We start from the raw sequence: 23978 nt of genomic DNA, 5'->3' as shown, positions 1-23978 counted from the left end.
TGGCGACAGGCGGCCCTTGCGGGGCATCAAGCCATTTTCCTTATGACTGCAGGTGGAGTGAACGTGCCTCTCGATATCTTGATCAAATTGCTGTCGTCCATCGAAGAGCCGTTGTGGATTCATGATTGCTTCGGCCAGCTCGCCTGGACGTCGCCGCGCGCTCGCCAGGAAGACAAAGTGCCGGAGCTGCCATCCCCGCTGCCCAAGCAGCCGGAGCCTTGTGGCATCAGCGGCCAGCCCGGCTTCTGGTTGATGGGCATCACCGGCGAGCTGGGGGAATGGCTGCTGGTGCAGAAGGCCAATCTGCCGTGGCGCATGGCGATCTTCGATGCCGAGTGTCTGGTGGCCAACACCTGTGGCTGGCAGGAGCTGTTCGGCACCGAGCGGCCGCGTCTCGAGCCGGTCAGCGAGCGGCGAGTCCGCCTCAAGGCGCCGTTCTCGGGGCTGGCGGAGGCCCGAGCGGCCGGGGTGGATGACAAGGTCTTGATCGCCCTGCGCCGTATGCAGCCCATCAACCTGCTGTCGCGCGATCGCTTCAATGCTCAGATCGATGAACTGCTGCTGGAAGAAAGCGTCGATGGCAGCATCGATGGTGGCATCATCTACCTGTCGCTGACCCACCTGGAAATCATCAACTCGGCGCATGGAGCCGAACGTATCGATCCGCTGCTGGAGCGTGTGGCAGAAGCCATGTCCCTGCAGTATCGCGACGCCCTGGTCTGCCGCCCCCTAGGCAACGCCTTCGCGCTGTTCTTCGCCGGGGATGAGGCCAGCCTGATCATGCGTGCCAACGAGCTGTGCGAACGCCTGGTGATGCTGATGCGACTGGATGGCAAGCCTCTGCCGGTCACGGCACGGGTCGGCATCAGTCTGGCGCCGCAGCACGCACGGCGTGCCCATCGCCTGATGCATCTGGCCGAACTCGCCATGTTGCACGGGGGATACGACGACATCGATGTCTGCGGTCCCCTGCATGTGTTCTCGCCCGGCGCGCACATGCAGCACCTCAACGACTATCGCCTGACCAGTGACCTGCGCGAGCATCTTGAAGAGCTGGATCTCGCCTTCCAGCCCCAGTTTGACCTCGCCAGTGGCGAGGCCGTCGGCGTCGAGGTGCTGGTGCGCTGGGACCACCCCGAGCTTGGCACCATCGGGCCGGGACGCTTCATCCCGTTGGCGGAGCAGTACGGCTTGATCGGCACCGTCGGCGCGCGAGTGATGGACACGGCCCTCTCGGCGACGCGTGATCTGGTGACGCCGAACGGCAAGCCGCTGTCAGTGGCGATCAATGTCTCGGCTCAGGAGTTTCGTGACCCCGGCTTCCCCGAGCGCGTCTCGGAGGCTCTGGCACGTCATGGCTTCCTCCCGGAACGCCTGGAGCTTGAGATCACCGAATCTTCACGCGTACCGGATCTCGATCGCGTCGTGGAGCGTCTCACCGGCCTGATCGAACGCGGTGTGCGCCTGGCGATCGATGACTTCGGCACCGGCTTCGCGTCACTGCTCTACGTGCGCGACCTGCGTGCTTGCCGCCTCAAGGTCGATCAGCGCTTCGTCGGTAGTCTTGATCATGATGCCCGTGACCGCGCCATCGTCTCCCATGCGATCTCGCTGGCCGACAGTCTGGGCATGGAGGTGCTGGCGGAGGGCGTCGAGACCGCAGAGCAGGAGCGCCTGCTGGTCGAGATGGGCTGTCACCTGGTACAGGGCTTCCGTTATGCACGGCCCAAGCGCCTGCCGGAGCTGGTCGAGTGGCTCAATCGCAAGCCGTCAATCCATCCCTACCCCTGAGTGCCATGTCCTGAGGGGGGGTAAGTGAAGGGGCCTTGAATGAAAACGCCCGCCACGCAGTGATTCTGCATGGCGGGCGTTTTCATGCTGGACGTTCGGGGCTGGCAGTAGCCGTGGGAGGGGACGGCTTGCATTCAGACTCGGGAGTCGTGGCGATGTCTCATTCGCTGCAACCGCTACCGTAGCCGTACATGTTCTCGAAGCCCGGAATGCGCTGCTCCCAGACGGGGGGAGTGCCGACGACCTCCTGCAGGCAATCGCTGAAGCGACGCGTCTTCTGCGGCAGGTACTGGCGGTGCGGGTAGACCAGGTGGATCGAAGGCAAGGGCTTCATCGGCACGTTGGTCAACAGCGGCACCAGTTCTCCATCCAGGATCTCGTCCTTGATGCTGATCGCGGACACCATGCCATAGCAGGCTCCCGACTTGATGGCACCGATCAGCACGTCGGCATCATTGACCTTGAGACGCGAATCCAGTGCCACCTTTTCCTCGACACCGCTCTCGGTGCAGACGCGCAGGCGATCGAGAATGAAGCCATCGCGGGAATACACCGCTGCCGGCAGGCCAGACAGGTCGGCGGGGGTCTGGGGCATGCCGTGACGCTCGATGAAGGCCGGCGAGGCACAGATCAGGTGACGGTGTGCCGCCAGCGGACGCGCGATCAGGTTGGAGTCTTCCAGCTCCGACATGCGAATGGCCAGGTCATAACCGCCGCCGATCAGGTCGGTCAGGTGATCTTCCAGGCGCACTTCCACCTGGGTATCCGGGTAGCGCTCCATGTACAGACGCACGGCCTGGGCGACGTAGGTGCGGCCGAAGTGGCTCGGGCTGGTGATCTTCAGGATGCCGCGCGGGCCATCCTGATAGGCGCCGGCCACATCGTCGGTATCTTCCAGCACTTCACGCAGACGCAGTGCGTGCTGATGGATCTCGCGCCCCGCATCCGTCAGAGCCAGTGAGCGAGTCGAGCGATTGAACAGACGAATCTGCAGTTCTTCTTCCAGACGGCTGATCTGCTTGGAGACCACCGAGCGGTTGACCTGACGATGGTCAGCCGCCTTGGAAAAACTCTGTGCTTCTACTACATCGAGAAACAGCAACAAACGGGATGCTTTATCCACGGTCTGACCTCTCGTGATGCCATGGGGAGGGGAACACTCTGCCAGCCATCCGTGAGGCAGTCAGTGCATATAAAGCGACGGTCCATCTTCGGTAGCAGTCGATAACCGGTGACATTGCATGGATCATCTTCACGAATCCAGATGACGGAAATCTCTGACAGGATGAGTTTATCACGGTCACTGTTTCCTCTAATACCACGCATCAACGCGTTTCTCGCTCTTCCTGTTGCCGACAATGCATCAAAGACATGTCCCACTGAGCCTATCTGGGGTCCGGTGAAATCCCTAGAATCATCCTTCCAGCGTCACGCAAGTGCTCCGACGCCTTTACTTTCATCCAACCAGTCATGCTCGACATGCTGGGAGTGAGTTCATGTCTTCTTCTATGTCCAACGACGCCTCTGCACCGACCCCGCCAACGTCGGAAACTCCGACGACGCGCGAGCTGATGTCACGCCTGTGGCGCAGCACCTTGCCGATGACACTCGGTATCATGGGACTGCTGGGCTTCAACCTGGTCGATGCCGCCTTCGTCTCGCATCTGGGCACCGCACCACTGGCCGCGCAATCCTTCACCTTCCCGCTGACCTTTCTGATCATCGGGGTGCAGGTCGGCATGGGCATCGCGATCGCCGCGATCGTCTCGCGAACCCTGGGTGCCGAGGATGAGGCGCGTGCACGGCGCCTGGGCGGTGTGGTGCTGCTGGGGTCCGGTGTGTTGATGGCACTGCTGATGCTGCTCTTGTGGGTCATCAGGGGCCCGGCCTTCGAGTTGCTGGGTGCCAATGCCGCCGAGATGAAGCTGATCGAGGTCTACTGGGGCCCATCACTGATCGCCAGCTGGCTGGGGGCCATGGCCTATGTGCTCTACAGTCTGTTCCGCGCCCACGGCGATACGCGTCTGCCGGGTGAGATGATGCTGCTGACCAGTGTCTTCAATCTGGTGCTGGACCCGCTGCTGATCTTCGGCGCGGGGCCGCTGCCCGGCTTCGGTCTGGCGGGGGCTGCCTGGGCGACCGTACTCTCCTTCGGGGCCGGGCTTGCCATCACGGTGTTCAAGCTCTCGCGCCGCGACTGGATGGAATATCGCGGCCTGTGGGCCGAATGGCAGGCCTCGCGCCGTCAGCTGGCGGGAATCGCGATACCCGCGATTCTGTGCCAGATGATGCCGGCGCTCTCCGCGATGCTGGTCACCGCCATCGTCGCGGGGCTTGGTCAGACGGAGGTGGCCGCCTGGGGGATCGCCTCACGCCTGGAAACCTTCTCGCTGATCGTGGTGCTGGCCCTGACCATGTCGCTGCCGCCGTGGCTCGGGCGTTGTTATGGTGCCGGCCGTTGGCAGGAAATTCGCCGCCTGATGAACCTGGCCGCTCGCGTGGTGATGCTCTGGCAGCTGGTGCTGGGCATCATCGCGGCAGTGCTGGCGACTCCGCTGGCCTATGTGCTGGTGGGCAGTGATGAGGTCTCGGCGGCGTTGGCGGTCCTGCTGCCGTGGATGTTGCCCAGTTACTCCTTCCTCGGCATCTGCATGCTGGTCGTGTCGGCTGCCAACGCGCTGGGGTGGCCGCTGCGTGCCACGGCGCTGTCCTTCGTGCGGCTCTTCGTCTGCTTCTTGCCGGCGGTATGGCTAGGGGCACATCTGGATGGGCTACGCGGGGTCGCGATCGGCTCGGCGATCGGCAACCTGCTGGCGGGTTTGGTGGCATGGCGTGTCTATCGTCAGGCACTGGGCGAGCGCGGCAAGTCAGTGCGTCGCCATGCCTATGTCGCGATGACCTGATCGCCCGGGCCCCCGTGCCGTCATGTACGAGCGCCCTTGAGATGTCAGGCGCTTTTCATGAGATTCTCGCCAGAAGGCCCTGCTGGAGACCCTGCCAGTAGATCTTGTCAGAAGCCCCGTCAGCAGTCCCGTTGAGCAGACCGAAAGCGGCCATTCCAAAAATGGCCGCTTTTTTGTTTTTTATCACTGCCATGGCACAAAATTTACCTGCTTATTTTCTGATGTAGGGGTTCATAACAGAATATTAACCGTGGTTTGCGCCTCTATACTGGATGCATTCAGGCCAAGCCACTGCGAGTCGTCTTGTCGACCGGTGTTGGCCTTCATCGTCTTTATTCGCTGCCGAGTGCGCGGATACGCCTGTCATTTGCCGTGGGGCGCGGCTTGCAGTCATGGGGTAGGCCAACATGAAGATTCTTGTACTCGGTAGCGGCGTCGTCGGCGTCACCAGTGCCTATTATCTGGCGCGTCAGGGGCATGAGGTCACGGTCGTCGACCGTCAGGCCAGTCCGGCGATGGAAACTAGCTACGGCAACGCCGGTCAGGTCTCCTTCGGCTTCTCCTCGCCGTGGGCGGCGCCGGGCATTCCGCAGAAAGCCGTCAAGTGGATGTTCCAGGAGCATGCGCCGCTCAAGATCCAGCCGCGCATGGACCCGCAGATGGCCAAGTTCATGGTCAAGATGTTTGCCAACTGCAACGCCGACCGTTATGCCGTCAACAAGGAGCGCATGGTGCGGGTCGCCGAGTACAGCCGCGCCTGCATCAACGCCCTGCGCGAAGAGACCGGGCTGCGCTACGAAGACCGCCAGAAGGGGCTGTTGCAGCTGTTTCGTACCCAGGCCCAGGTCGATGCCGTACAAAGCGACATGAAGGTGCTGGCGGGCTGTGGCGTGCGCCATCAGCTGCTGGACGCCGACGCCTGCGCCACGGTGGAGCCTGCACTGACTCGCGTGCCGGGCAAGTTCATCGCCGGCCTGCACCTGCCGGATGACCAGACCGGCGATTGTCACCTGTTCACCAACCGGCTGGCGGATTACTGCCGCGACACCCTGGGCGTCAATTTCGTCTTCAATACCACCATTCAGCGCATCCAGCGCAGCGGCAGCCGCATCGAAAAGGTCATCACCGACCGTGGCGAGATGACCGCAGATAGCTACGTGATGTGCCTGGGCAGCTACTCGCCGTTCCTGGCGCGTGATCTGGATCTGGATCTGCCTATCTATCCGGTCAAGGGCTACAGCCTGACCGTGCCGATCATCAATGCCGATGCTGCGCCACAGTCCACCGTGATGGACGAGACCTTCAAGGTCGCGCTGACACGCTTCGATGACCGTATTCGTGTGGGTGGCACCGCCGAGCTGGCCTCGTTCGATCTGTCGCTGCTCGAGAAGCGCCGTGCGACCATCAACATGGTGGTGCGTGATGTCTTCCCGGAAGCCGGTGACTATGCGCGAGCGGAATTCTGGGCCGGCCTGCGTCCGATGACGCCGGATTCCACGCCGATCATCGGGGGCACCAAGTACGACAATCTGTGGTTGAACACCGGACACGGCACCCTGGGCTGGACCATGAGCTGCGGCAGTGCGAGTCTGTTGGCGGACCTGGTGGATGGACGCAAGCCCACCATCGATCCCAACGGTCTCAGTCTTGGTCGCTACGCTGCCTGATTCCGAATAACGTCGTTCGATGGCCTGTCATCACGCTGACAGGCCATGTCTCGTCATGAACCGTTTTCACTGAGTGTTTTCACGTCACCAAGCAAAGGAAACCCGCATGACCAAGCAGATCATTGCCACCGAGTCCGCTCCTGCTGCCATCGGCCCGTATTCCCAGGCGGTGCGCACGGGTAATCTGGTGTTCCTGTCTGGCCAGATCCCGTTGGACCCGGCGACCATGGAAGTGGTGGAAGGTGGTTTTGAAGCCCAGGCAGACCAGGTGTTCCGCAATCTCAAGGCGGTGTGTGAAGCTTCCGGTGGCAGCCTGGATCAACTGGTCAAGGTCAATCTGTTCCTGACCGATCTCAGCAACTTCGCCGTGGTCAACACGCTGATGGAGCAGTACTTCAGCCAGCCGTATCCGGCGCGTGCGGCCGTCGGCGTCAAGGAGCTGCCCAAGGGCGTGCTGTTTGAAGCAGAAGGTGTACTGGCACTCTCCTGATCGCTCGTCGATTGTCGGTCTGAACCAGTGGTTGGTCTGAACGACCGACTGGCGTGAATCGATGCCTTGTCTCTCACTCCCCTCGCTGATTCATCAGCGGGGGGAGTGTCGTTTCAGGGGCCGTGACGTCCTGTAGACAGCTTGAGCGTGCTGTAGACAGCTTGAGCGTGACATTTGGAGCCAGCATGATTAGCGTAAGGCTAAATGAGCCAGCGATCAGCGCTGACTCTCGGAACATCGCGGACGAACCCTTCAAGGAGCAACACCATGGCGCAGTCAGACACAGGCACCCGTGAACCCGGCATACGACTGCGTCAGCTGGAAATGCTGTGGGCGGTGATCGAGTGTGGCTCGATGAAAGGCGGTGCCGCGCAACTGGGGATCAGCGTGCCGGTGGTCTCGCGGGGCTTGGCACAGCTCGAGCAGACGCTGGGTTATTCGTTGTTTCTGCGCGAGGGTGGCAAGCTGGTGCCGACCCCGGAAGCCGAGCGCCTGACGCCATCACTCGCCCGGATGTTCAGCGCTCAATCCGAGCTCAGGCGACTGGCCTTCGGGCCGGGCAGCGGCAAGCGTCCGCGTCTCGTGCTGGCGGTCACGCCCGGTCTGGAGGCCTTCAGTGCCGGTTGGCTGACACGTATTGCGGCCAGTGAAGCCTTGAGTGAGTGGCTGCCCAGCCTGGAAGTGCTCGAGGTGTCCCAGCATGATCTCGCCATCCGCGAGGGCCAGGTCGCGATGGCGGTGAGCCTGGAAGCACCGCCGGAGCCCCAGGGCGGCAAGCGTGCCAAGACCGCGGCGGCACGCGCCCGCGAGCTGAAGGCCAGCCTGCGTCAGCGTGCGCGAGAGGAGACGACTCTCATCGAAGGCGATGACGCCGAGGCAAAGCCCGCCGCCAAGGCTGCCATGCCCGAGTTGGGGGATACGCCGGAGCTTGCGTTTGACGTCGAGGATGATGCGCACAATGCCGAAAGGACCGCCCCCCGGAGCGCGGCAAGCGAAGAGGGCGGTGACGAGGCGCAAGCCGAGGCACCGCCCGCGCTGAAGCTGCCCTTGATGTTGCTGTGGCCCTCACGCTGGCCACTGCTGGACAAGCCGCTGACCCTTGCACGCCTCAATGAACGCCCCTTCGTCGATCTGCCGGAAACCAGCAGTCAGGGGCGCTTGATTCGTGGGCTGCTCAAGCGTGAGCGTGTGACGCCGGCGAGTCTGCTGGAAGTCGCCACGCCGGCCAGTGCCGGGCGCCTGGCGCGCGCGGGCAGTGCCGCCACCATCATTGATGCGCTGTCGGCGCAGCAGGCGCTCGAGGACGCCAGAGGCGACCTGATCGGCCTGCCGCTCTCGATGCGCAGCGAGCGCTATCTGGAGCTCAAGTGGCAGTTGCCGACGGCCGAGGAAGGGGAGTCGCTGCACGCGGTACAGGCCTTGCTGATCAGCCTGCTCGAAGAGGAGGTGGCGGCGAGTCTTGCCCGCTTGCCGCAGGCGGACGAGGAAGGCTGATCGGCTGATGGCGCAGGCGCCTGGCGGAAGCCTTGCCTCAGAGTAGAGGTCAGGCCAAACACCGGGCCGGTCAACAGACCATTAAAAAACCCCGCCGATTGGCGGGGTTTTCTTGTCTTTCACGACAGCGCTCGTTCGGGCTCAGCCCTTGACGACGGTCGCGATGGCCTTGGCCACGTAGGGCAGGTTCTCGGTGGAGAAGCCGGCCACGTTGGCACGCCCGGAGCGCACCATGTAGATGCCGAACTCGTCACGCAGGCGATCGACCTGTTCCGGCGAAAGGCCGGTGTAGGAGAACATGCCACGCTGTTCGGCGATGAAGGCGAACTGCTCATCCAGACCATACGGCTTGAGTGCCTCGACGAAGTCACGACGCAGGCCGTTGATGCGCTCACGCATCTCGGTCAGCTCGCTTTGCCACTCGCCGCGCAGGGTGTCGTCCTCGAGGATGTCGATGACTACCGCGCCGCCATGGGCCGGCGGGTTGGAGTAGTTCTCGCGCGCGGTGATCGCGGCCTGGGAGCGCACGTCGAGCATGCTCTCCTCGTCCTTGGCGATCAGGATCAGGCAGCCGGTGCGCTCGCAATAGATGCCAAAGTTCTTGGAGCAGGAGCTGGTGATGATGGCTTCATCGACATTTTCGGCCAGCAGGCGCACGCCGTAGGCGTCTTCTTCCAGGCCGTCACCGAAGCCCTGGTAGGCGAAGTCGATCAGCGGCAGCAGCTGGCGTGCCTGGACGACTTCCAGCACCTGGTCCCACTGCTCGCGGCTCAGATCGAAACCGGTCGGGTTGTGGCAGCAGGCGTGCAGCAGTACCACGTCACCTTCCGGGATGGTCTTGAGCGTCGCCAGCATGCCATCGAAGTCGAGGCGGTTGCTCTCGTCGACGTAGGGGTAGCTGTGGCGCGTGACGCCAGCGGCGTCGAAGATGCCCAGGTGGTTCGGCCAGGTCGGGGTGGACAGCCAGATATCACGGCCCTTGAGGTTGCTGGCGATGAAGTCCGCGGCCAGACGCAGGGCACCGGTACCCCCGGGCGCCTGGGTGGCGCTGGCGCGATTGGCGGCCAGCACCGGCGACTCGGCACCCAGCACCATCGGCAGCACGACCTTGCCGAAGCGCGGGTCACCGTGAGAGCCGATGTAGGTCTTGGTGACTTCATTCTCGACCAGACGGCTCTCGGCCTGCTTGACCGCACGCATGACCGGCGTATTGCCGTTGGCATCGCGATAGACACCCACGCCGAGGTCGACCTTCTGCGGGTTGGTGTCCTTGTTGAAGGCTTCGATCAGGCCGAGGATGGCATCCCCGGGTACACGCGCAATCTGCTCGAACATCTTATTTCGCTACCTCGTCGGTTCTGGCGGCCATGATGAAATCGTTCTTGTGCAGACCCTTCATCTCGTGGGACCACCAGGTCACGGTGACCTTGCCCCACTCGGTGAGAAGTGCCGGGTGGTGCCCGACTTCCTCGGCAATCTCGCCTACGCGGTTGGTGAATGCCAGTGCCTGCTTGAAGTTGCGGAACGTAAAGCACCGTTCCAGTTGCATGATGCCATCGCGATTGAGCAACTGCCACTCGGGAATGGCGGTCTTGAGCGTCTCGATGTCGCTATCGCTGACCTTGGGCGCATCGAAGCTGCAGGCTTCACAGGACTGTCTGGCGAGTTCGGTCATGTCACTATCTCCGGCTTGAGAAAAGAGGGTGGGGCGGGTGATAAGGAGCGCAAGGAGGCCGCTGCGATCAACGTGGTGCGAAGCGCGGCGTCTTGAGGCCAAGGGCCATCGCTTCGTGGACCAGCGCCATGATGTCGCGACTGGCGAGTTCATGCAGGTCCTCCAGTGACTCAAGGACATAGTAGAGCGGCTGCAGGATGTCGATGCGATACGGGGTGCGCAGTGCCTCGACGGCATCGAAGGGCAGATGCTCGGGGCGCTCGAGACTCTCCGCAAGCTCACCCAGGGCGTAGCGGGTCTCGCGCGGCGAGGAGATGATGCCGCCGCCGTAGAGGCGCAGCGCACGACTGCCATCGGGTTGAGTCTCGCGCAGCATGCCGAATTCCACCGTCATCCAGTAGAGGCGGGCCAGATAGACACGTTCTTCCTTGCTGGCGGCAAGACCGAGGCGTCCGTAGGTGGCGGTAAATTCGGCAAAGGCGGGGTGGGTGAGCATCGGGCAGTGGCCGAAGATCTCGTGGAAGATGTCCGGCTCCTGCAGGTAGTCGAGTTCTTGCGGGGAGCGGATGAAGGTGGCAACCGGGAAGCGCCGCTCGGCGAGCAGCTCGAAGAAGCGCGTGAAGGGGATCAAGGCCGGCACGCGAGCGGTTCGCCAGCCGGTGGTGGCCTCGAGGACACGATCGATCTCGCCAAGCTGGGGGATGCGGTCCACTGGCAGGGCAAGGCGCTCGAGCCCTTGCAGATACTCGCGACAGACACGCCCCTCGACCAGTGCCATCTGGCGCGTCATCAGTGTCTGCCAGGTGGCGTTTTCCTGATCGCTGTATTGGATATGGCCCCGGGCATCCGGCTCATGGGCCACGTAGCGGGTGCCATTGGCCCTGGTTTGCGAGCCGGGCTGAGCTTCCTGGGATGTCTGTGGCCAATGACGACCCTGCGGTGCGTTCATGCAACCTCCCCAACGAGTTGGCGGCGCTGCCAAGCAGGCTGCCGTGTTGTCATTATGGCGTACATGCCAGTCCTTGCATGTCGATGACAACGCTAGGCCTTGTCGGGTGGCGTTGACCAGTGGTCAGGCGTGGCTTTGCGCGGCAGATGAGTCCGCGTTGGCACGTGTCTTGTCACATAATTCTGACACTGGAGCGGTGACTGGGCGTATCCTGTGCCATTCGGGCGCTCATGCACTTCGTGTCGCCGTCTTTTGTAAGGAATGCTTTACGAAGTTTTTGATAACGCTTACGTTAACGTCACTCAGCTGTCACTCGGTCGGCGACGTCAAGCCAGTGACATCATTTCGACAAGAATTCCAACAACGATGCCGAGAACGCCATGCGCCTCAAACTGACCTGTCAGAATCGAATCGGGATTCTGCGCGACATCCTGGCCCCCTTTGCCGATTACGGCCTCAATGTGCTGCGCGGTGAGGTCGGCGGAGAGGCCAACAACTCCATCTATCTGCATGTGCCCAACATGCTGCGCATGCAGCTCTCGACCCTGAAGCCGACTCTCGAGGAGATTCCCGGGGTCTTCAAGGTCAGCCGCGTCAGCCTGATGCCCACCGAGCGACGCCATCTGGAGCTCAATGCGCTGCTGTCATCGCTGTCGGACCCGGTGATGTCCATCGACATGGATGGGCGCGTGGTGGCGGCCAATCGCGCAGCGGGCAAGTTGCTCGGGGTACGCATCGATGAGGTGCCGGGGTTGGCGCTGACGCGTCATGTCCAGGATGTCGATCTGCCGGAGCTGATCCGGCGCAACAATGCCCGCCTCAATGGCCTGCGCCTGCGGGTGGGGGAGGAGACCTTTCTCGCCGATATCGCGCCATTGCACACCGAGAACGAGGATGTTGCTTCGCTGGCGGGTGCCGTGGTCACCCTGCACCGTGCAGACCGCCTGGGCTCGCGTATCTATCAGATCCAGCGCACCGAGGTGCGCGGCTTCGAAGCGATATTCCAGGCGAGCCGTCAGCTGTCGGCGGTGGTCAAGGAAGCTCGCCGCATGGCTCCGCTGGATGCGCCGCTCTTGATCGAGGGCGAAACCGGCACCGGCAAGGAGCTGCTGGCGCGGGCCTGCCACCTGGCCAGCCCCCGCGGCCAGGCACCCTTCATGGCACTCAATTGCGCGGGGCTGCCGGAGTCGATGGCTGAAACGGAGTTGTTCGGTTACGCCCCGGGCGCCTTCGAGGGCGCACGGCCGGAGGGCAAGCTGGGCCTGCTGGAGCTGACCAGTGGCGGCACCATCTTCCTGGATGAGGTCGGCGAGATGAGCCCGCGCATGCAGGTCAAGCTGCTGCGCTTTTTGCAGGACGGCGGTTTCCGGCGTGTCGGCAGCGATGAGGAAACCTTCCTCGATGTGCGCGTGATCTGCGCCACCCAACAGGACCTGCCGGCATTGTGCAGTGAAGGGCGCTTCCGTCACGATCTCTTCCATCGCCTCAATGTGCTGTGTGTGCAGATCCCGCCGCTCAGGGAATGTCTGGATGGGCTCGAGGAGCTGGCGAGGCATTTTCTCGAGCGCGCAGTGCGCCAGATCGGCGCTCGCGTGCGGGATATCTCGCCCGAGGCCATGGCGCGCCTGCAGGGCTATCACTGGCCGGGCAACGTGCGTCAGCTGGAGAACGTGCTGTTCCAGGCCGTCTCGCTGTGCGATGGCGAGGTGATCGAGGCGCAGCATCTGCGCCTGACTGGGGAGGCGCGTGATGAGGGGCTGGACAACATCGACCTGACCGGCAGCCTGGGCGATATCCATGACGAGGTCGAACGGCGCATCCTGGCGCATCTCTATCCCGAGTATCCGTCCAGCCGATTGCTGGCCAAGCGTCTGGGGGTCTCGCATACCACCATCGCCAACAAGCTCAAGCGTCACGGCATCGCACAGGAGTGACCCACGGTGCAGCTGATGGCGGGAGAGTCAGGACAACAGGGCGCGAGAAAAGCGGACGAGCAGGAAAAGGAGAAGGAGAAGGGCAAGAAGGCAGGCAAGAAGTCAGGAGCGTAGAGGTGCTTGAATGCGTGTTTGAATATCGGAATTGGTGAATTGTTTTGCTCGCTAACAAAGGGTATGATTCTCATATTGTTAGCAAGCTAATATGGATGGCGTCTGATATCGCCGGCAACAGCCGCCCTGACGCCGCACCAATCAAGGCTCTCGTGGGTCTTCCGCTCAGTACTGATGAGGGGGAGTGTCATGGGAGCCTTCATGATCGAGAGATGATACATGAACGCACATTCTCCGGGGACGGATTCGACACAGGAAATCCCGTTTCACGAGCAGATCAAGCCCTCGTTGGGGGGCCAGGTCGGCCGGGTTCACCGTCTCTGGCGCACCGCCATCACCAGCGCGGTGCGTAGCCTGGACATGACGGAATCGCGCTGGACGGTCATGGTCCATCTGGAAAAGCTCGGCGAGGGCTGTACCCAGCAGATGCTGGCCAGCGAGCTGGGCATCGAGATGCCGTCGCTGACACGCACCCTCAACCAGCTCGAGGCTCAGCAGCTGATCGCGCGCGTGCCGCACGAGACCGACAAGCGGGCGCGTTGTCTGTGGTTCACCGAGCAAGGCCGCCAGTGCCTGACCCAGTTGACGGAGCGCATCGAGCGAGTGCGTGCCGAGCTGTACGTCGGCTTCGATGACGAAGCGCTCAATGCCTTCGCCCGAGCTTTGCTCCAGCTCGAAGACAATGCCAGTGCCAGCATCGCGCGCTCCCAGGCTGAATATCAGCGCAGTCGCCAGGGGTAGCACCCGATCAGCGTGGCGCGTCGTAGCGCCCTACGGTGCCATGGGGGAACACCGCCTGCCACAGCTGCAGCTGACGGGCATGGAAGGCACCTGCGCAGGCGCCGAGATAGTACTCGAACATGCGCTTGTCGCGCGGTGAGTAGGTATCGGCCAGTTCATGCCAGTGCTGGTCGAGATTGGCGCGCCACGCCATCAATGTCGGGGCGTAGTCGGTGCCGAAGTTGTAGGTACAGCATCCGAGTCGCCGCAGGTATGCCAGCCGGGTGTCTGGTAACAACGTTCTTCACCAGGTATACGCGGCGATCAGGAGCGGCGCTGGGGCAGCTGTCGTCTCAGCATAGTCAAGAGTCGTCTAATGCGGTGACGCAATAGGCTGATTTCCGGGGCAACCGATGGTTGCGGACTTGGAACACAGGCTTGGCAGTGTCGGCTTTCCGGGGGGCTCTTCGGATGTCGGAACACAAGAAAGCCGCCCCTGAGGGCGGCTTTTTGACGGATGCTGCGCTTTCGCGTTCGATCGCGCCGTCAGGTCACGCTACCTGACGGGGGAGCGCCTCAGCGGCAGCGCACGGTCCAGACGACCTTGTAGCCTTCGCCTTCATGGGTGGCGGCAGCCATTTCGGTGTCTTCATTGATAGTGCCACCTTCCAGCTGGTCATTGCCATCGGCGGCCTTGGCGGTAGCGTCTTGCGGGCCGAAGACGCGCGAATCGAGCACATCGTACTTGTCGCGGTCCTGCTCTTCACACACCTCGAGTGCGCGTTCCTTGACCTGTGCTATGGCATCATCGCGGTCTTCATCGACGGCGCTGACTTCGTAGCGCGTGTCCTGCTTCTCGATCACGCTGGTGTTGCCGCAACCGGCGATGAAGGCGGAACCGACGATGGCCAGGGTCATGCAGGAATTGCGCAGGGCGTTGGATGTCAGGGTCATGATCTCTCCTTGAAGTGTCTTTCAAAGCTGTCTTTCAGAACTGTCGTTCAGAATTGTCTTCCAGAGCCGCCGTAAGCGGGCTCGGGTCGCAATGTCTGTCGTCAGGATGACACTGCTATCAGTACTGGGGGATATGAGCGTGCGCTTCAAGTGTCGAGATGCATCGACGCTGGCTGTCGCCGGCCAACAACAGCAGAGGCTCTGGGGCACTGGTGCGTGGGCTTGCGGGTAACTGAAGTGACACTTTGGTCGTGAGCTGTCTTATTTAGGCATGTCGATGCCTCATCTGGACAGCCAACCTGTGACAGCTGACCTAGTCTGCATGAGCCCTTGCGGTTGGACGCCACCGACCGGGGGGCTGGTGGCCTAAGCAGGAAAAGTGACGGGCGGTGCAAGCCAGCTTGTCTGCCTGTCGCCGGCCACGTGCCAAACCCCATGCCAGCCAGGAGCACGTCATGTCAGCCAATGCCAATCGCGGAGTTGTCTACCAGGGAGCGGGGAAGGTGAGCGTCGAATCACTGGACTATCCGACCCTGGCGCTGGGAAATCGCAAGTGTGAACACGGGGTCATTCTCAAGGTCGTCTCGACCAATATCTGCGGCAGTGATCAGCACATGGTGCGTGGCCGTACCACGGCCCCACAGGGCCTGGTGCTGGGTCACGAGATCACCGGTCTGGTCGTCGAGGCCGGGCGCGATGTGGAATTCATCAAGGTCGGTGACATCGTCTCGGTCCCCTTCAACATCGCCTGCGGCCGCTGCCGCAACTGCAAGGAAGGCAAGACGGGGATCTGTCTGAACGTCAATCCGGCGCGTCCCGGCGCGGCCTACGGCTATGTCGACATGGGCGGCTGGACTGGCGGTCAGACAGATTACGTCATGGTGCCCTATGCCGACTTCAACCTGCTCAAGTTCCCGGACGCCGACCAGGCGATGGAGAAGATCCGTGACCTGACGCTGCTGTCCGATATCTTCCCCACCGGCTTCCACGGCTGCGTGACCGCGGGTGTCGGGCCAGGCTCCACCGTGTATATCGCGGGCGCCGGGCCGGTCGGGCTGGCGGCGGCCGTGTCCGCCCAACTGCTGGGTGCGGCCTGTGTCATCGTCGGCGACATGATTCCCGAGCGTTTGCAGCAGGCCCAGAGCTTCGGCTGCGAGACCATCGATCTGCGTCAGGAAGGCTCGATGGAAGACAAGGTCGAGGTGATTCTCGGCGAGCGCGAGGTGGATTGCTTCGTCGATTGCGTCGGCTTCGAGGCGCATGGCTGTGGTTGTGACCACGGCCGTGAGCAGCCGGCCACGGTGCTCAACTCGGCAATGGCGCTGACGCGTGCCGGCGGCCAGATCGGCATCCCCGGTCTCTATGTCACCGAAGACCCGGGCGCCGAGGATGAGGCCGCCAAGGTCGGGGCGCTGTCGATGCGCTTCGGGCTGGGCTGGGCCAAGTCCCACTCGCTGCACACGGGCCAGTGCCCGGTGATGAAGTATCACCGCCCGCTGATGCAGGCGATCCTGTTCGGGCGCGTCAACATCGCCGATGCGGTCAATGTGCAGGTCATCAGTCTGGAAGAAGCGCCGCAGGGCTATGCGGACTTCGATGGCGGCGCTGCCAAGAAATTCGTCATCGACCCTCACGCCATGGTGCGCAACGGCCGTGCCGCCTGACGCCATCACGGCCTGAATCCCGCCAGTAGCGGAGTTTTGCCGCCACAGACGACGCTGCCACGCCCTTTGCCGGGGCGTGGCAGCGTCGTCTTTTCTTGATGCGTGCCTGCCAGGCGGTTGTTGCAGCCAGGCCCTTGTTGTCGAAGAGGCGCTGCGCTATACCGGTGAGCATATGAGGCCAGCGCGCTGCGTATGGTGCTCTCCGCTCTGATGTATCTGCACAGGAATGCCCATGTCCGCTTCAGCGTCCCCCATCGCCAATACCGCCAGCCTGATGCCACAGCGCGCCGATTTCTCCGACTGGCCCGACAGCCGCGACTGGCTGGCGCACCTGGTCAGCTTCAATACCGTGTCGCGCGAGTCGAATCTGGCGTTGATCCATTGCCTGCGCGACGCCCTGGAAGTGGCTGGTGTCAGTGCCGAGGTCATCCACAACGATGGTGGCGACAAGGCCAATCTGCTGGCGGTGATCGGGCCGGAAGTCGAGGGCGGTGTGGTGCTCTCCGGGCACACCGATGTGGTGCCGGTGGAGGGCCAGGCCTGGGACAGTGATCCCTTCACGCTGCGTGAGGCCGAGGGTCGCCTTTATGGGCGTGGTTCCTCCGACATGAAGGGCTTCATCGCCTGTTGTATGGCGGCGGTGCCGGCACTGGTGAATGCCCAGCGTGCGGGCACGCTCAAGAAGCCGGTGATCCTTGCCTTCTCCTATGACGAGGAGATCGGCTGCCTGGGCGCGCCGCGCATGATCGCGCGCCTGCGTGATCGCCTGCCGCGTCCGGCCGCGGTGCTGGTGGGCGAGCCGACCATGATGGCGATCGTCGATGCTCACAAGGGCATTACCGATCTGCGCACCACGGTGACCGGCAAGCCGTCGCATTCCAGCCTGGTCTATCGGGGGGTGAGTGCCATCCATCTGGCGGCGCGCATGGTGACCTTCATCGAAGACCGCATGCAGGCGCGCATCGACTGCGGCCATCTGGACGAGCGCTTCGATGTGCCCCACGCCAGTCTGCACGTCGGGCGCATCGAGGGCGGCACGGCGGTCAACATTACCGCCGGGGAGTGCATCTTCGACTGGGAGCTGCGCCACCTGCCGGGCGAGGATGTCGAGGCGATGCTGGCGGAAATCGATGCCCACGCCGAGCGTCTGGTCGCTCCCTATCGTGAGCGGGCGCCGGAAGTGGCGATTCGTAGCGAACGCACGGTGGAAACGGTGCCTTCTCTGGGGCATGGCGATCGAGACCCGGCCATTCGCCTCTGTCAGCGCCTGCTGGGCGACGAGCGGGGCAGCGAGGCCGTGGAGTACACCACTGAGGCGGGCCAGTTCCAGAGCGAAGGCTGGCCGACGGTGGTCTGCGGGCCAGGCTGCATCGGGGTCGCACATCAGGCCAATGAGTACATCGAACTCAGCCAGCTGACGGCCTGTGATCGCTTCCTGTCCCAGCTGGTGCGTGAGCAACAGGGTGGCTGAGGCTCTTGTATTGAGTCCCTTCTGACGGGCCTGATGCACGACTGAAGCGTACGCTCACAGCATGCCGGGGCGGGGTGTCTCCTGCTCCGGCATCGGGCGCAATGCCGTGGCGCATTCCCGCAACAGGTGGTCGGTGAGCTTGTCCAGCGTGCTGCCTCCGTGGCGCCAGTGATGCCAGTAAAGCGGTACATCGAGGGCATGGTTCGGCGCGATATCCACCAGCTCATCACTGGCCAGCAGATGTGCCGCCTGCTGCTCGGGAATCATGCCGTAGCCCATGCCGCTCAAGGCCAGACGCACGAAGCCTTCAGATGACGGGCAGAGGTGGTGGGGGAAGGGCTCATCGAAGCCCATGCTCGACAACAGCCGGTGCTGCAGGCGGTCATCACGGCCATAGACGATGGCGGGCATGCTGCGCAGGGTCTCGGCCGGCAGAATGGCCGGGATGGCGTGACCTTGTGTCGTGATGTGGCGCTGCACGAAGTCCGGGCTGGCCAGCGCCCGATAGCGCATGCTGCCCAGTGGATGGGAGCGTGCCCCCTGCACCGGGCGTGGCGTGGCACAGATGCAGCCCGCGACTTCTCCATCGCGCATGCGCCTGAGCGCCACTTCCTGATCCTCCACCAGCATGTCCAGCAACAGGTCACGCTGGCGACAGAAACTGCCGGTGACGGTCGGCCACCAGGTGGCCAGCGAGTCGGCATTGATGGCGATGCGCAGTCGCTGCTCGCTCTCGCCGAGGGCGGGAATCTGGTCGAGCAGGTCATGTTCCAGCAGGCGCACCTGCTGGACATGATTGAGCAGGCGCCGCCCGAGCGGCGTCGGCCCCAGGTGCGGTGTACGCACCAGTACCGGCTGCCCCAGCCGTGCCTCCAGCAGTTTTATGCGCTGCGAGACCGCCGACTGCGTCAGCCCCAGTGCTCGCGCCCCGCGTTCAAAGCCCGCCTGATCGATGACGGCCGCCAGCGCCTCCAGCAATTTATAGTCCAGCATCAATATTCCTTATGATCCATTCCCTGAATCAATTTCCTTGATGGATTCATCCTAGCGTACTCTGCCTGCCTCAGCACTGATAGCCGTGGCATGCGTCGCCAGTCACGGCAACGACACGACGAAAGGACAGGCGATATGTGGTGGTCATTCTTCAATGGGGCGGGGGTAGGCGCAGGCTTGATCATCGCCATCGGGGCGCAGAACGCCTTCGTCTTGGGGCAGGGGCTCAAGCGCGAGCATCAATGGTGGGTGGCGGGGCTCTGCGCACTGTGCGATGGCGTGCTGATCATCGCCGGCGTGCTCGGGCTTGGCGCGCTGATGCAGCAATCACCGCTGTTGATGAGCATTGCCCGCTGGGGCGGCGTGGCATTTCTGCTCTGGCAGGCACTCAAGGCGTTGGGGCGCATGCGCACTGGCGGCCAGCTGACGGCCAGCAACGCCCTCAAGGCCAATCTTGGCAAGGTGCTGGCGGCGACGCTGGCCGTCACGCTGCTCAACCCCCAGGTCTATCTGGATACGCTGGTGATGCTGGGCGCGATCGGCGCGCAACAGCCGTCACCGGAGAGCTTCATCGTCGGGGCGAGCCTGGCCTCCTTCGGCTGGTTCTTCGGCCTGGTGGCATGTGCCGGCTGGCTGGCGCCACGCCTGACCAGCCCGCGTGCCTGGCAGGTCATCGAGGCCTTCATCGCCACGATCCTGCTGTGGGTGGCCTGGCAGCTGGGCAGCGGTGCCTGGCTCTAGCAGCCAACGCAAGACGGGCAAGAGGCAGCAGCAGGCGTGAGGCGCCGATGGGTGTAAAGAAAGCATGACGCAGTGTCAGGCGCTCGCCGCAGCGGGAGCGCCCCGAGAGGGCAGTGTCGAGATGGCCGTCAGCGCCATGGCAGAGATTCGTTACATGTCTGGCGTGAGGGGAGGCAGGGCACGGCACCAATGCAGGCGCAAGGCGCATGGGCAGGGCGGCAGGCAAGGCATAGATTTCCGATAACGGAATCGGGACACGACAGGTGGCCAGTGTGACGCGTTCACCTGTCGTGAAGGATGTTGCCCCCCTTTTCTCTACCTTGCCTGCCCTGTCGGCAGCCTGACTCAGGAGCCCCACATGAACGCACCGGCGCGTATCGAACAGCACAATCCCATTGGCACGGACGGTTTCGAGTTCGTCGAATTCACGGCCCCGGATGCGGCCGGCATTGATGCCCTGCGCAAGTTGTTCAACCAGCTCGGGTTTACCGAGACCCGTCGCCATCGATCCAAGCAGGTGTTCCTGTTCCAGCAGCACGGTATCAATGTGGTGCTCAACGCCGAGCCGAACAGCCCGGCGGCGGAATTCGCGGCGATCCACGGCCCGAGTGCCTGTGCGATGGCCTGGCGTGTGGCGGATGCCGAGCAGGCGCATCGCTACGCCCTGGCGCACGGTGCGCGCAGCGTCGAGCATCCGGTCGGGCCGGGCGAGGTGGGCATCCCCGCGGTGCAAGGCATCGGCGGTTCGGTACTGTACTTCGTGGACCATCACCGCGAGCGCTCGATCTACGATACCGACTTCGTCGCCATTGATGGCGCAATCGAGAACGCCAACAGTGTCGGCCTGCATACGCTGGATCACCTGACCCACAATGTCGGGCGTGGTCAGATGGATGTATGGGCAGACTTCTATTCGCGTATCGCCAACTTCCGCGAGATCCGCTATTTCGATATCGAAGGCAAGATGACCGGGCTCTTCTCGCGCGCGATGACGGCACCCTGCGGCAAGATGCACATTCCCATCAACGAGTCAGCGGATGATGACTCCCAGATCGCGGAATTCATCCGCGAATACCATGGTGAGGGCATCCAGCACCTGGCGATGGCGACGGATGATATCCAAGCCACCGTCAAGGCCCTCAAGGCCAATGGTGTCACCTTTCTGACCACGCCGGCCACCTATTATGAGAAGATCGATGCGCGGGTGCCCAACCACGAGGAGAATGTCGAGGACCTCAAGGCATTGAATCTGCTGGTCGATGGCGCGCCGGGGGAGGGGATTCTGTTGCAGATCTTCACCGAGACGGTGATCGGACCGATCTTCTTCGAGATCATCCAGCGCAAGGGCAACGATGGTTTCGGCGAGGGCAACTTCAAGGCGCTGTTCGAATCCATCGAGGAAGACCAGATTCGCCGCGGCATCATCGGTGGCGAGTGATTTCTCCAATCGGCATGCCGAGTGATTTCGCTAGCCGGCACGCCCTGATCATTGCGTGATCACGCTGGCATCTTCATCAACACGAAAGCCCCGCCGGTGATAGCCGACGGGGCTTTCGTGTTGATGAGGGCTTGATTCAGACAGTCAGGCTCAGGAGGTCGTCGGGACGCGCTGGTGATCAATCACCTGACGCAGCACGAAGCTTGAATGCACGCCGGTCACCCCCTCGATGCGCGTGATCTGCTTGAGCAGCAGGTCGTGATAGTCATCCATGTCCTTGACCACCACCTTGAGCTGGTAGTCCGCTTCCTGGCCGGTGATCAGCAGGCATTCCATCACCTGGGGCAGTGAGGCGATGGTGTCCTCGAAGTTGGTGAAGCGCTCCGGGGTGTGGCGGTCCATCGAGATATGCAGCAACGCCATCAGGCTGAGTCCCAGCTTGCGGGCATCTATCTGGGCGCGATAGCCGGTGATCATGCCGCTTTCTTCCAGGGCACGGACACGGCGCAGGCAGGGCGACGGGGACAGGCCAATGCGCTCCGCGAGTTCCTGATTGCTGATGCGACCCGAGTGCTGAAGCTCGTCAAGAATGCGACGGTCGAAGCGGTCCAGTGTCGGGAGAGGAATATTCTGGCTCATTTTCGCAATCCATTGGCGGTGAAGATGTGAATGGTGAAATAATCTGCTTTTAAGATGGCGATGTCATGTGGTTTTCGCAATCGTCCGCCCTGATATGCGGCATATACTGTAATCACTGCTCAGCGATGAAGACGCCCGCTCGGGTCGTGGCTGTCGCATGACACGACGCACGACGCGAACGACATACCTGAGCAGGATGAGCCACCGGCGCTGGCGACACGCCTCTTGCAACCGGTTAACGCGGAACGCAGTCGGCTTCTGATCGAAGCGAGGCTCACGAAAAGGCTCTGGTGGTGATCCCTCCGTCCTTCTTCCCGCGCTGGAGACCGTGATCCGGTCCCGGAGCTTGCGGCGGGCAGTGACGTTACGCTGCCCCCGACTTGCTTGCTTGCCCTGCTGACGGCAAGCTTTCGGATGCAAGGCCTTCACGCCTTCGTCATCTCACATTTACTCAGGCGCCCCGATTGGGACACTGTTGAGTGCGAAAGGTGCCATCGATCTCCCGTATCGGGCCTCGATTGCCGGTTTTTCGCACCCAGACCGCCAAGGACACGACCATGACTGCTGCATCCACGCCAAGTGCTGCCTTCGACCACACCAAATATCGCCCCGTGACCCCTGTTGCACTGACCGACCGCCAGTGGCCGTCGCGTACCGTGACCCAGGCGCCGCTATGGGCGAGTGTCGACCTGCGTGATGGCAATCAGGCGCTGCTCGAGCCGATGACGGTCGAGCAGAAGAAGCTGATGTGGAAGCTGTTGGTCAAGATCGGCCTCAAGGAGATCGAAGTCGGTTTCCCCTCCGCCAGTCAGCTCGATTTCGACTTCGTGCGCTGGTTGATCGAGGAAGATCAGGTCCCGGAAGGCGTCAGCATCCAGGTGCTGGTGCAGGCGCGTGAGCACCTGATCGCGCGCACCTTCGAATCGCTGGTCGGTGCGCGTGATGCCGTCGTTCACGTCTACAACTCCACCTCCACCGTTCAGCGTGAGCGGGTGTTCGAGATGGACCGTGACGGCATCAAGGCCATCGCCGTCGAGGGCGCACAGCTGGTCAAGGACTACGCCGAGCGCTACCCGGACACCAACTGGGTGTTCCAGTACTCGCCGGAGAGTTTCACCTCCACCGAGATGGATTACGCCGTCGAGGTCTGTGAAGCGGTGATGGATGTCTGGCAGCCGACGCCGGAAAAACGCTGCATCCTCAATCTGCCGGCCACGGTGGAAGTGGGCCCGCCCAATCACTTCGCCGACCAGGTCGAGTACTTCATCAAGCACCTGAGCCGTCGTGACTGTGCGATCATCTCGCTGCACACCCACAACGACCGCGGTGGCGCCGCTGCCGCCGCCGAACTTGGCCTGCTGGCCGGGGCTGACCGCATCGAAGGCACCCTGCTGGGCAACGGTGAGCGCACCGGCAACATGGACCTGATCACCCTGGCGATGAACCTCTACAGCCAGGGCATCGATCCGGAGCTGGATCTCTCCAACCCGGACGAGATCATCCAGGTCTACACCGAGTGCACCAATCTGCCGGTTCACCCGCGTCACCCGTGGGTCGGCGAGCTGGTCTACACCGCCTTCTCCGGCAGCCATCAGGATGCCATCCGCAAGTGCCTCAAGAAGCAGCAGCCTGATGAGCCGTGGCAGGTCGCCTATCTGCCCATCGACCCGCAGGATCTCGGTCGCGACTTCCAGGCGGTGATCCGCGTCAACAGTCAGTCCGGCAAGGGCGGCATGGCCTTCCTGCTCGAGCGGGATCACGGCATCAGCCTGCCGCGCTGGATGAGCCTTGAGCTTGCGCCGCACGTACAGAAGGCCAGCGAGCAGGTCAGTGGTGAGCTGTCCAGCGACCAGATTCGCGCGATTCTCGATGCCAGCTTCAAGCGCGAAGCGCCGCTGAGTCTCAAGGGCTATCGTCTGGATCGCGAAGGGGCCGAGCAGCTCACCGCGACACTGGTCGATGACAAGGGCGAGCAGATCGCGCTGGCCGGTGAAGGCAATGGTGCCATCTCCGCCTTCATGGATGCCTGGCAGCGCCACACCGGTTCCACCGTCAGTGTGGTGGACTACGGTGAGCACGCCCTCGGCGAAGGCAGCGATGCCGTCGCGGTGGCCTTCGTGATGCTCAACCTGGATGGCAAGCGTGTCTGCGGCATGGCCGAGGATGGCGATACCGTGAGCGCGTCGCTAAAGGCCGTGCTGTCGGCGGTCAATCGCGGCCTGGAAAGCAGTGCACGCAGCGAAGCGGAACGTGCCGAGGAAGCCGGCCCGGTCGCTGTCTGATGGCATCACGTCTCATGCGTGACTGATCAGAGGCTTTTTTGCCTCTCTTGAGACCCTCG

General features: G+C 62.8%; 20 protein-coding genes. 12 read left to right on the top strand and 8 right to left on the bottom strand.

What is annotated here, in order from left to right:
- The first annotated feature begins 63 nt into the window (after nucleotides 1-63).
- Nucleotides 64-1791, top strand: a complete 1728-nt coding sequence (locus NH396_RS01335; RefSeq protein ID WP_253061064.1) for a GGDEF domain-containing phosphodiesterase — start codon at nucleotides 64-66, stop codon at nucleotides 1789-1791.
- Nucleotides 1792-1951: 160 nt separating this feature from the next.
- On the opposite strand, the gene NH396_RS01330 is transcribed toward NH396_RS01335, so the two are convergent.
- Nucleotides 1952-2914, bottom strand: a complete 963-nt coding sequence (locus tag NH396_RS01330; protein WP_176677541.1) for a LysR substrate-binding domain-containing protein — start codon at nucleotides 2912-2914, stop codon at nucleotides 1952-1954.
- Between the two features lie 448 nt (nucleotides 2915-3362).
- On the opposite strand from NH396_RS01330, the gene NH396_RS01325 reads away from it, so the two are divergent.
- The 4 genes from NH396_RS01325 (at nucleotide 3363) to NH396_RS01310 (ending at nucleotide 8345) form a co-directional block, all read left to right on the top strand.
- Complete coding sequence (locus tag NH396_RS01325; protein ID WP_253061527.1) at nucleotides 3363-4694, top strand: MATE family efflux transporter; 1332 nt, start codon at nucleotides 3363-3365, stop codon at nucleotides 4692-4694.
- Between the two features lie 407 nt (nucleotides 4695-5101).
- A complete protein-coding gene (locus NH396_RS01320; protein ID WP_176677540.1) occupies nucleotides 5102-6361 on the top strand; it encodes a D-amino acid dehydrogenase in 1260 nt (419 codons plus the stop codon).
- Nucleotides 6362-6467: 106 nt separating this feature from the next.
- Nucleotides 6468-6851, top strand: coding sequence for a RidA family protein (locus tag NH396_RS01315; RefSeq protein WP_253061062.1), 384 nt, complete (start codon nucleotides 6468-6470; stop codon nucleotides 6849-6851).
- Nucleotides 6852-7118: 267 nt separating this feature from the next.
- Entirely contained in the window at nucleotides 7119-8345 is a 1227-nt protein-coding gene (locus tag NH396_RS01310) for a LysR family transcriptional regulator (protein WP_253061060.1), read from the top strand.
- A 141-nt stretch (nucleotides 8346-8486) separates the two neighbouring features.
- Here NH396_RS01310 and NH396_RS01305 read toward each other — a convergent pair whose 3' ends face one another.
- The 3 genes from NH396_RS01305 to phhA form a co-directional block, all read right to left on the bottom strand.
- Entirely contained in the window at nucleotides 8487-9680 is a 1194-nt protein-coding gene (locus NH396_RS01305; protein ID WP_253061058.1) for an amino acid aminotransferase, read from the bottom strand.
- 1 nt (nucleotide 9681) lies between these two features.
- On the bottom strand, nucleotides 9682-10020 hold the full coding sequence (locus tag NH396_RS01300) for a 4a-hydroxytetrahydrobiopterin dehydratase (RefSeq protein WP_054555480.1): 339 nt from the start codon (nucleotides 10018-10020) through the stop codon (nucleotides 9682-9684).
- A gap of 67 nt (nucleotides 10021-10087) precedes the next feature.
- Complete coding sequence (gene phhA / locus NH396_RS01295) at nucleotides 10088-10969, bottom strand: phenylalanine 4-monooxygenase (RefSeq protein WP_253061056.1); 882 nt, start codon at nucleotides 10967-10969, stop codon at nucleotides 10088-10090.
- Nucleotides 10970-11349: 380 nt separating this feature from the next.
- Here phhA and NH396_RS01290 point away from each other — a divergent pair, with 380 nt between their 5' ends.
- A complete protein-coding gene (locus NH396_RS01290) occupies nucleotides 11350-12903 on the top strand; it encodes a sigma-54-dependent transcriptional regulator (RefSeq protein WP_253061054.1) in 1554 nt (517 codons plus the stop codon).
- A gap of 333 nt (nucleotides 12904-13236) precedes the next feature.
- On the top strand, nucleotides 13237-13758 hold the full coding sequence (locus NH396_RS01285) for a MarR family transcriptional regulator (protein ID WP_253061052.1): 522 nt from the start codon (nucleotides 13237-13239) through the stop codon (nucleotides 13756-13758).
- A 7-nt stretch (nucleotides 13759-13765) separates the two neighbouring features.
- On the opposite strand, the gene NH396_RS01280 is transcribed toward NH396_RS01285, so the two are convergent.
- Complete coding sequence (locus NH396_RS01280; protein WP_253061050.1) at nucleotides 13766-14035, bottom strand: class I SAM-dependent methyltransferase; 270 nt, start codon at nucleotides 14033-14035, stop codon at nucleotides 13766-13768.
- Between the two features lie 278 nt (nucleotides 14036-14313).
- Entirely contained in the window at nucleotides 14314-14691 is a 378-nt protein-coding gene (locus tag NH396_RS01275; protein ID WP_253061048.1) for a hypothetical protein, read from the bottom strand.
- A 455-nt stretch (nucleotides 14692-15146) separates the two neighbouring features.
- On the opposite strand from NH396_RS01275, the gene fdhA reads away from it, so the two are divergent.
- Nucleotides 15147-16355, top strand: a complete 1209-nt coding sequence (gene fdhA / locus NH396_RS01270; RefSeq protein WP_253061046.1) for a formaldehyde dehydrogenase, glutathione-independent — start codon at nucleotides 15147-15149, stop codon at nucleotides 16353-16355.
- Nucleotides 16356-16587: 232 nt separating this feature from the next.
- Nucleotides 16588-17826: an acetylornithine deacetylase gene (gene argE / locus NH396_RS01265; protein WP_253061044.1), complete on the top strand. Its 1239-nt coding sequence runs from the start codon at nucleotides 16588-16590 to the stop codon at nucleotides 17824-17826.
- A 54-nt stretch (nucleotides 17827-17880) separates the two neighbouring features.
- Here the strand turns inward: argE and NH396_RS01260 are convergent, their stop codons facing one another.
- On the bottom strand, nucleotides 17881-18819 hold the full coding sequence (locus NH396_RS01260; RefSeq protein WP_253061042.1) for a LysR family transcriptional regulator ArgP: 939 nt from the start codon (nucleotides 18817-18819) through the stop codon (nucleotides 17881-17883).
- Nucleotides 18820-18954: 135 nt separating this feature from the next.
- On the opposite strand from NH396_RS01260, the gene NH396_RS01255 reads away from it, so the two are divergent.
- Nucleotides 18955-19560 carry a LysE/ArgO family amino acid transporter gene (locus NH396_RS01255; RefSeq protein WP_175088642.1) on the top strand — a complete coding sequence of 202 codons (606 nt, stop codon included), beginning with the start codon at nucleotides 18955-18957 and terminating at the stop codon, nucleotides 19558-19560.
- Between the two features lie 358 nt (nucleotides 19561-19918).
- Nucleotides 19919-20998: a 4-hydroxyphenylpyruvate dioxygenase gene (gene hppD, locus NH396_RS01250; protein WP_253061040.1), complete on the top strand. Its 1080-nt coding sequence runs from the start codon at nucleotides 19919-19921 to the stop codon at nucleotides 20996-20998.
- A gap of 150 nt (nucleotides 20999-21148) precedes the next feature.
- Here hppD and NH396_RS01245 read toward each other — a convergent pair whose 3' ends face one another.
- Nucleotides 21149-21637 (bottom strand): Lrp/AsnC family transcriptional regulator, encoded by a 489-nt coding sequence (locus tag NH396_RS01245; protein WP_043331273.1) that lies wholly within the window; start codon nucleotides 21635-21637, stop codon nucleotides 21149-21151.
- A 557-nt stretch (nucleotides 21638-22194) separates the two neighbouring features.
- Here NH396_RS01245 and leuA point away from each other — a divergent pair.
- Entirely contained in the window at nucleotides 22195-23919 is a 1725-nt protein-coding gene (gene leuA, locus NH396_RS01240; protein WP_253061038.1) for a 2-isopropylmalate synthase, read from the top strand.
- Nucleotides 23920-23978: the final 59 nt, after the last annotated feature.

The organism is Cobetia sp. Dlab-2-AX (genome assembly GCF_024124625.1).
In the GTDB taxonomy this organism is placed as follows: domain Bacteria; phylum Pseudomonadota; class Gammaproteobacteria; order Pseudomonadales; family Halomonadaceae; genus Cobetia.
This window is presented reverse-complemented; position numbering and strand designations above follow the sequence as displayed.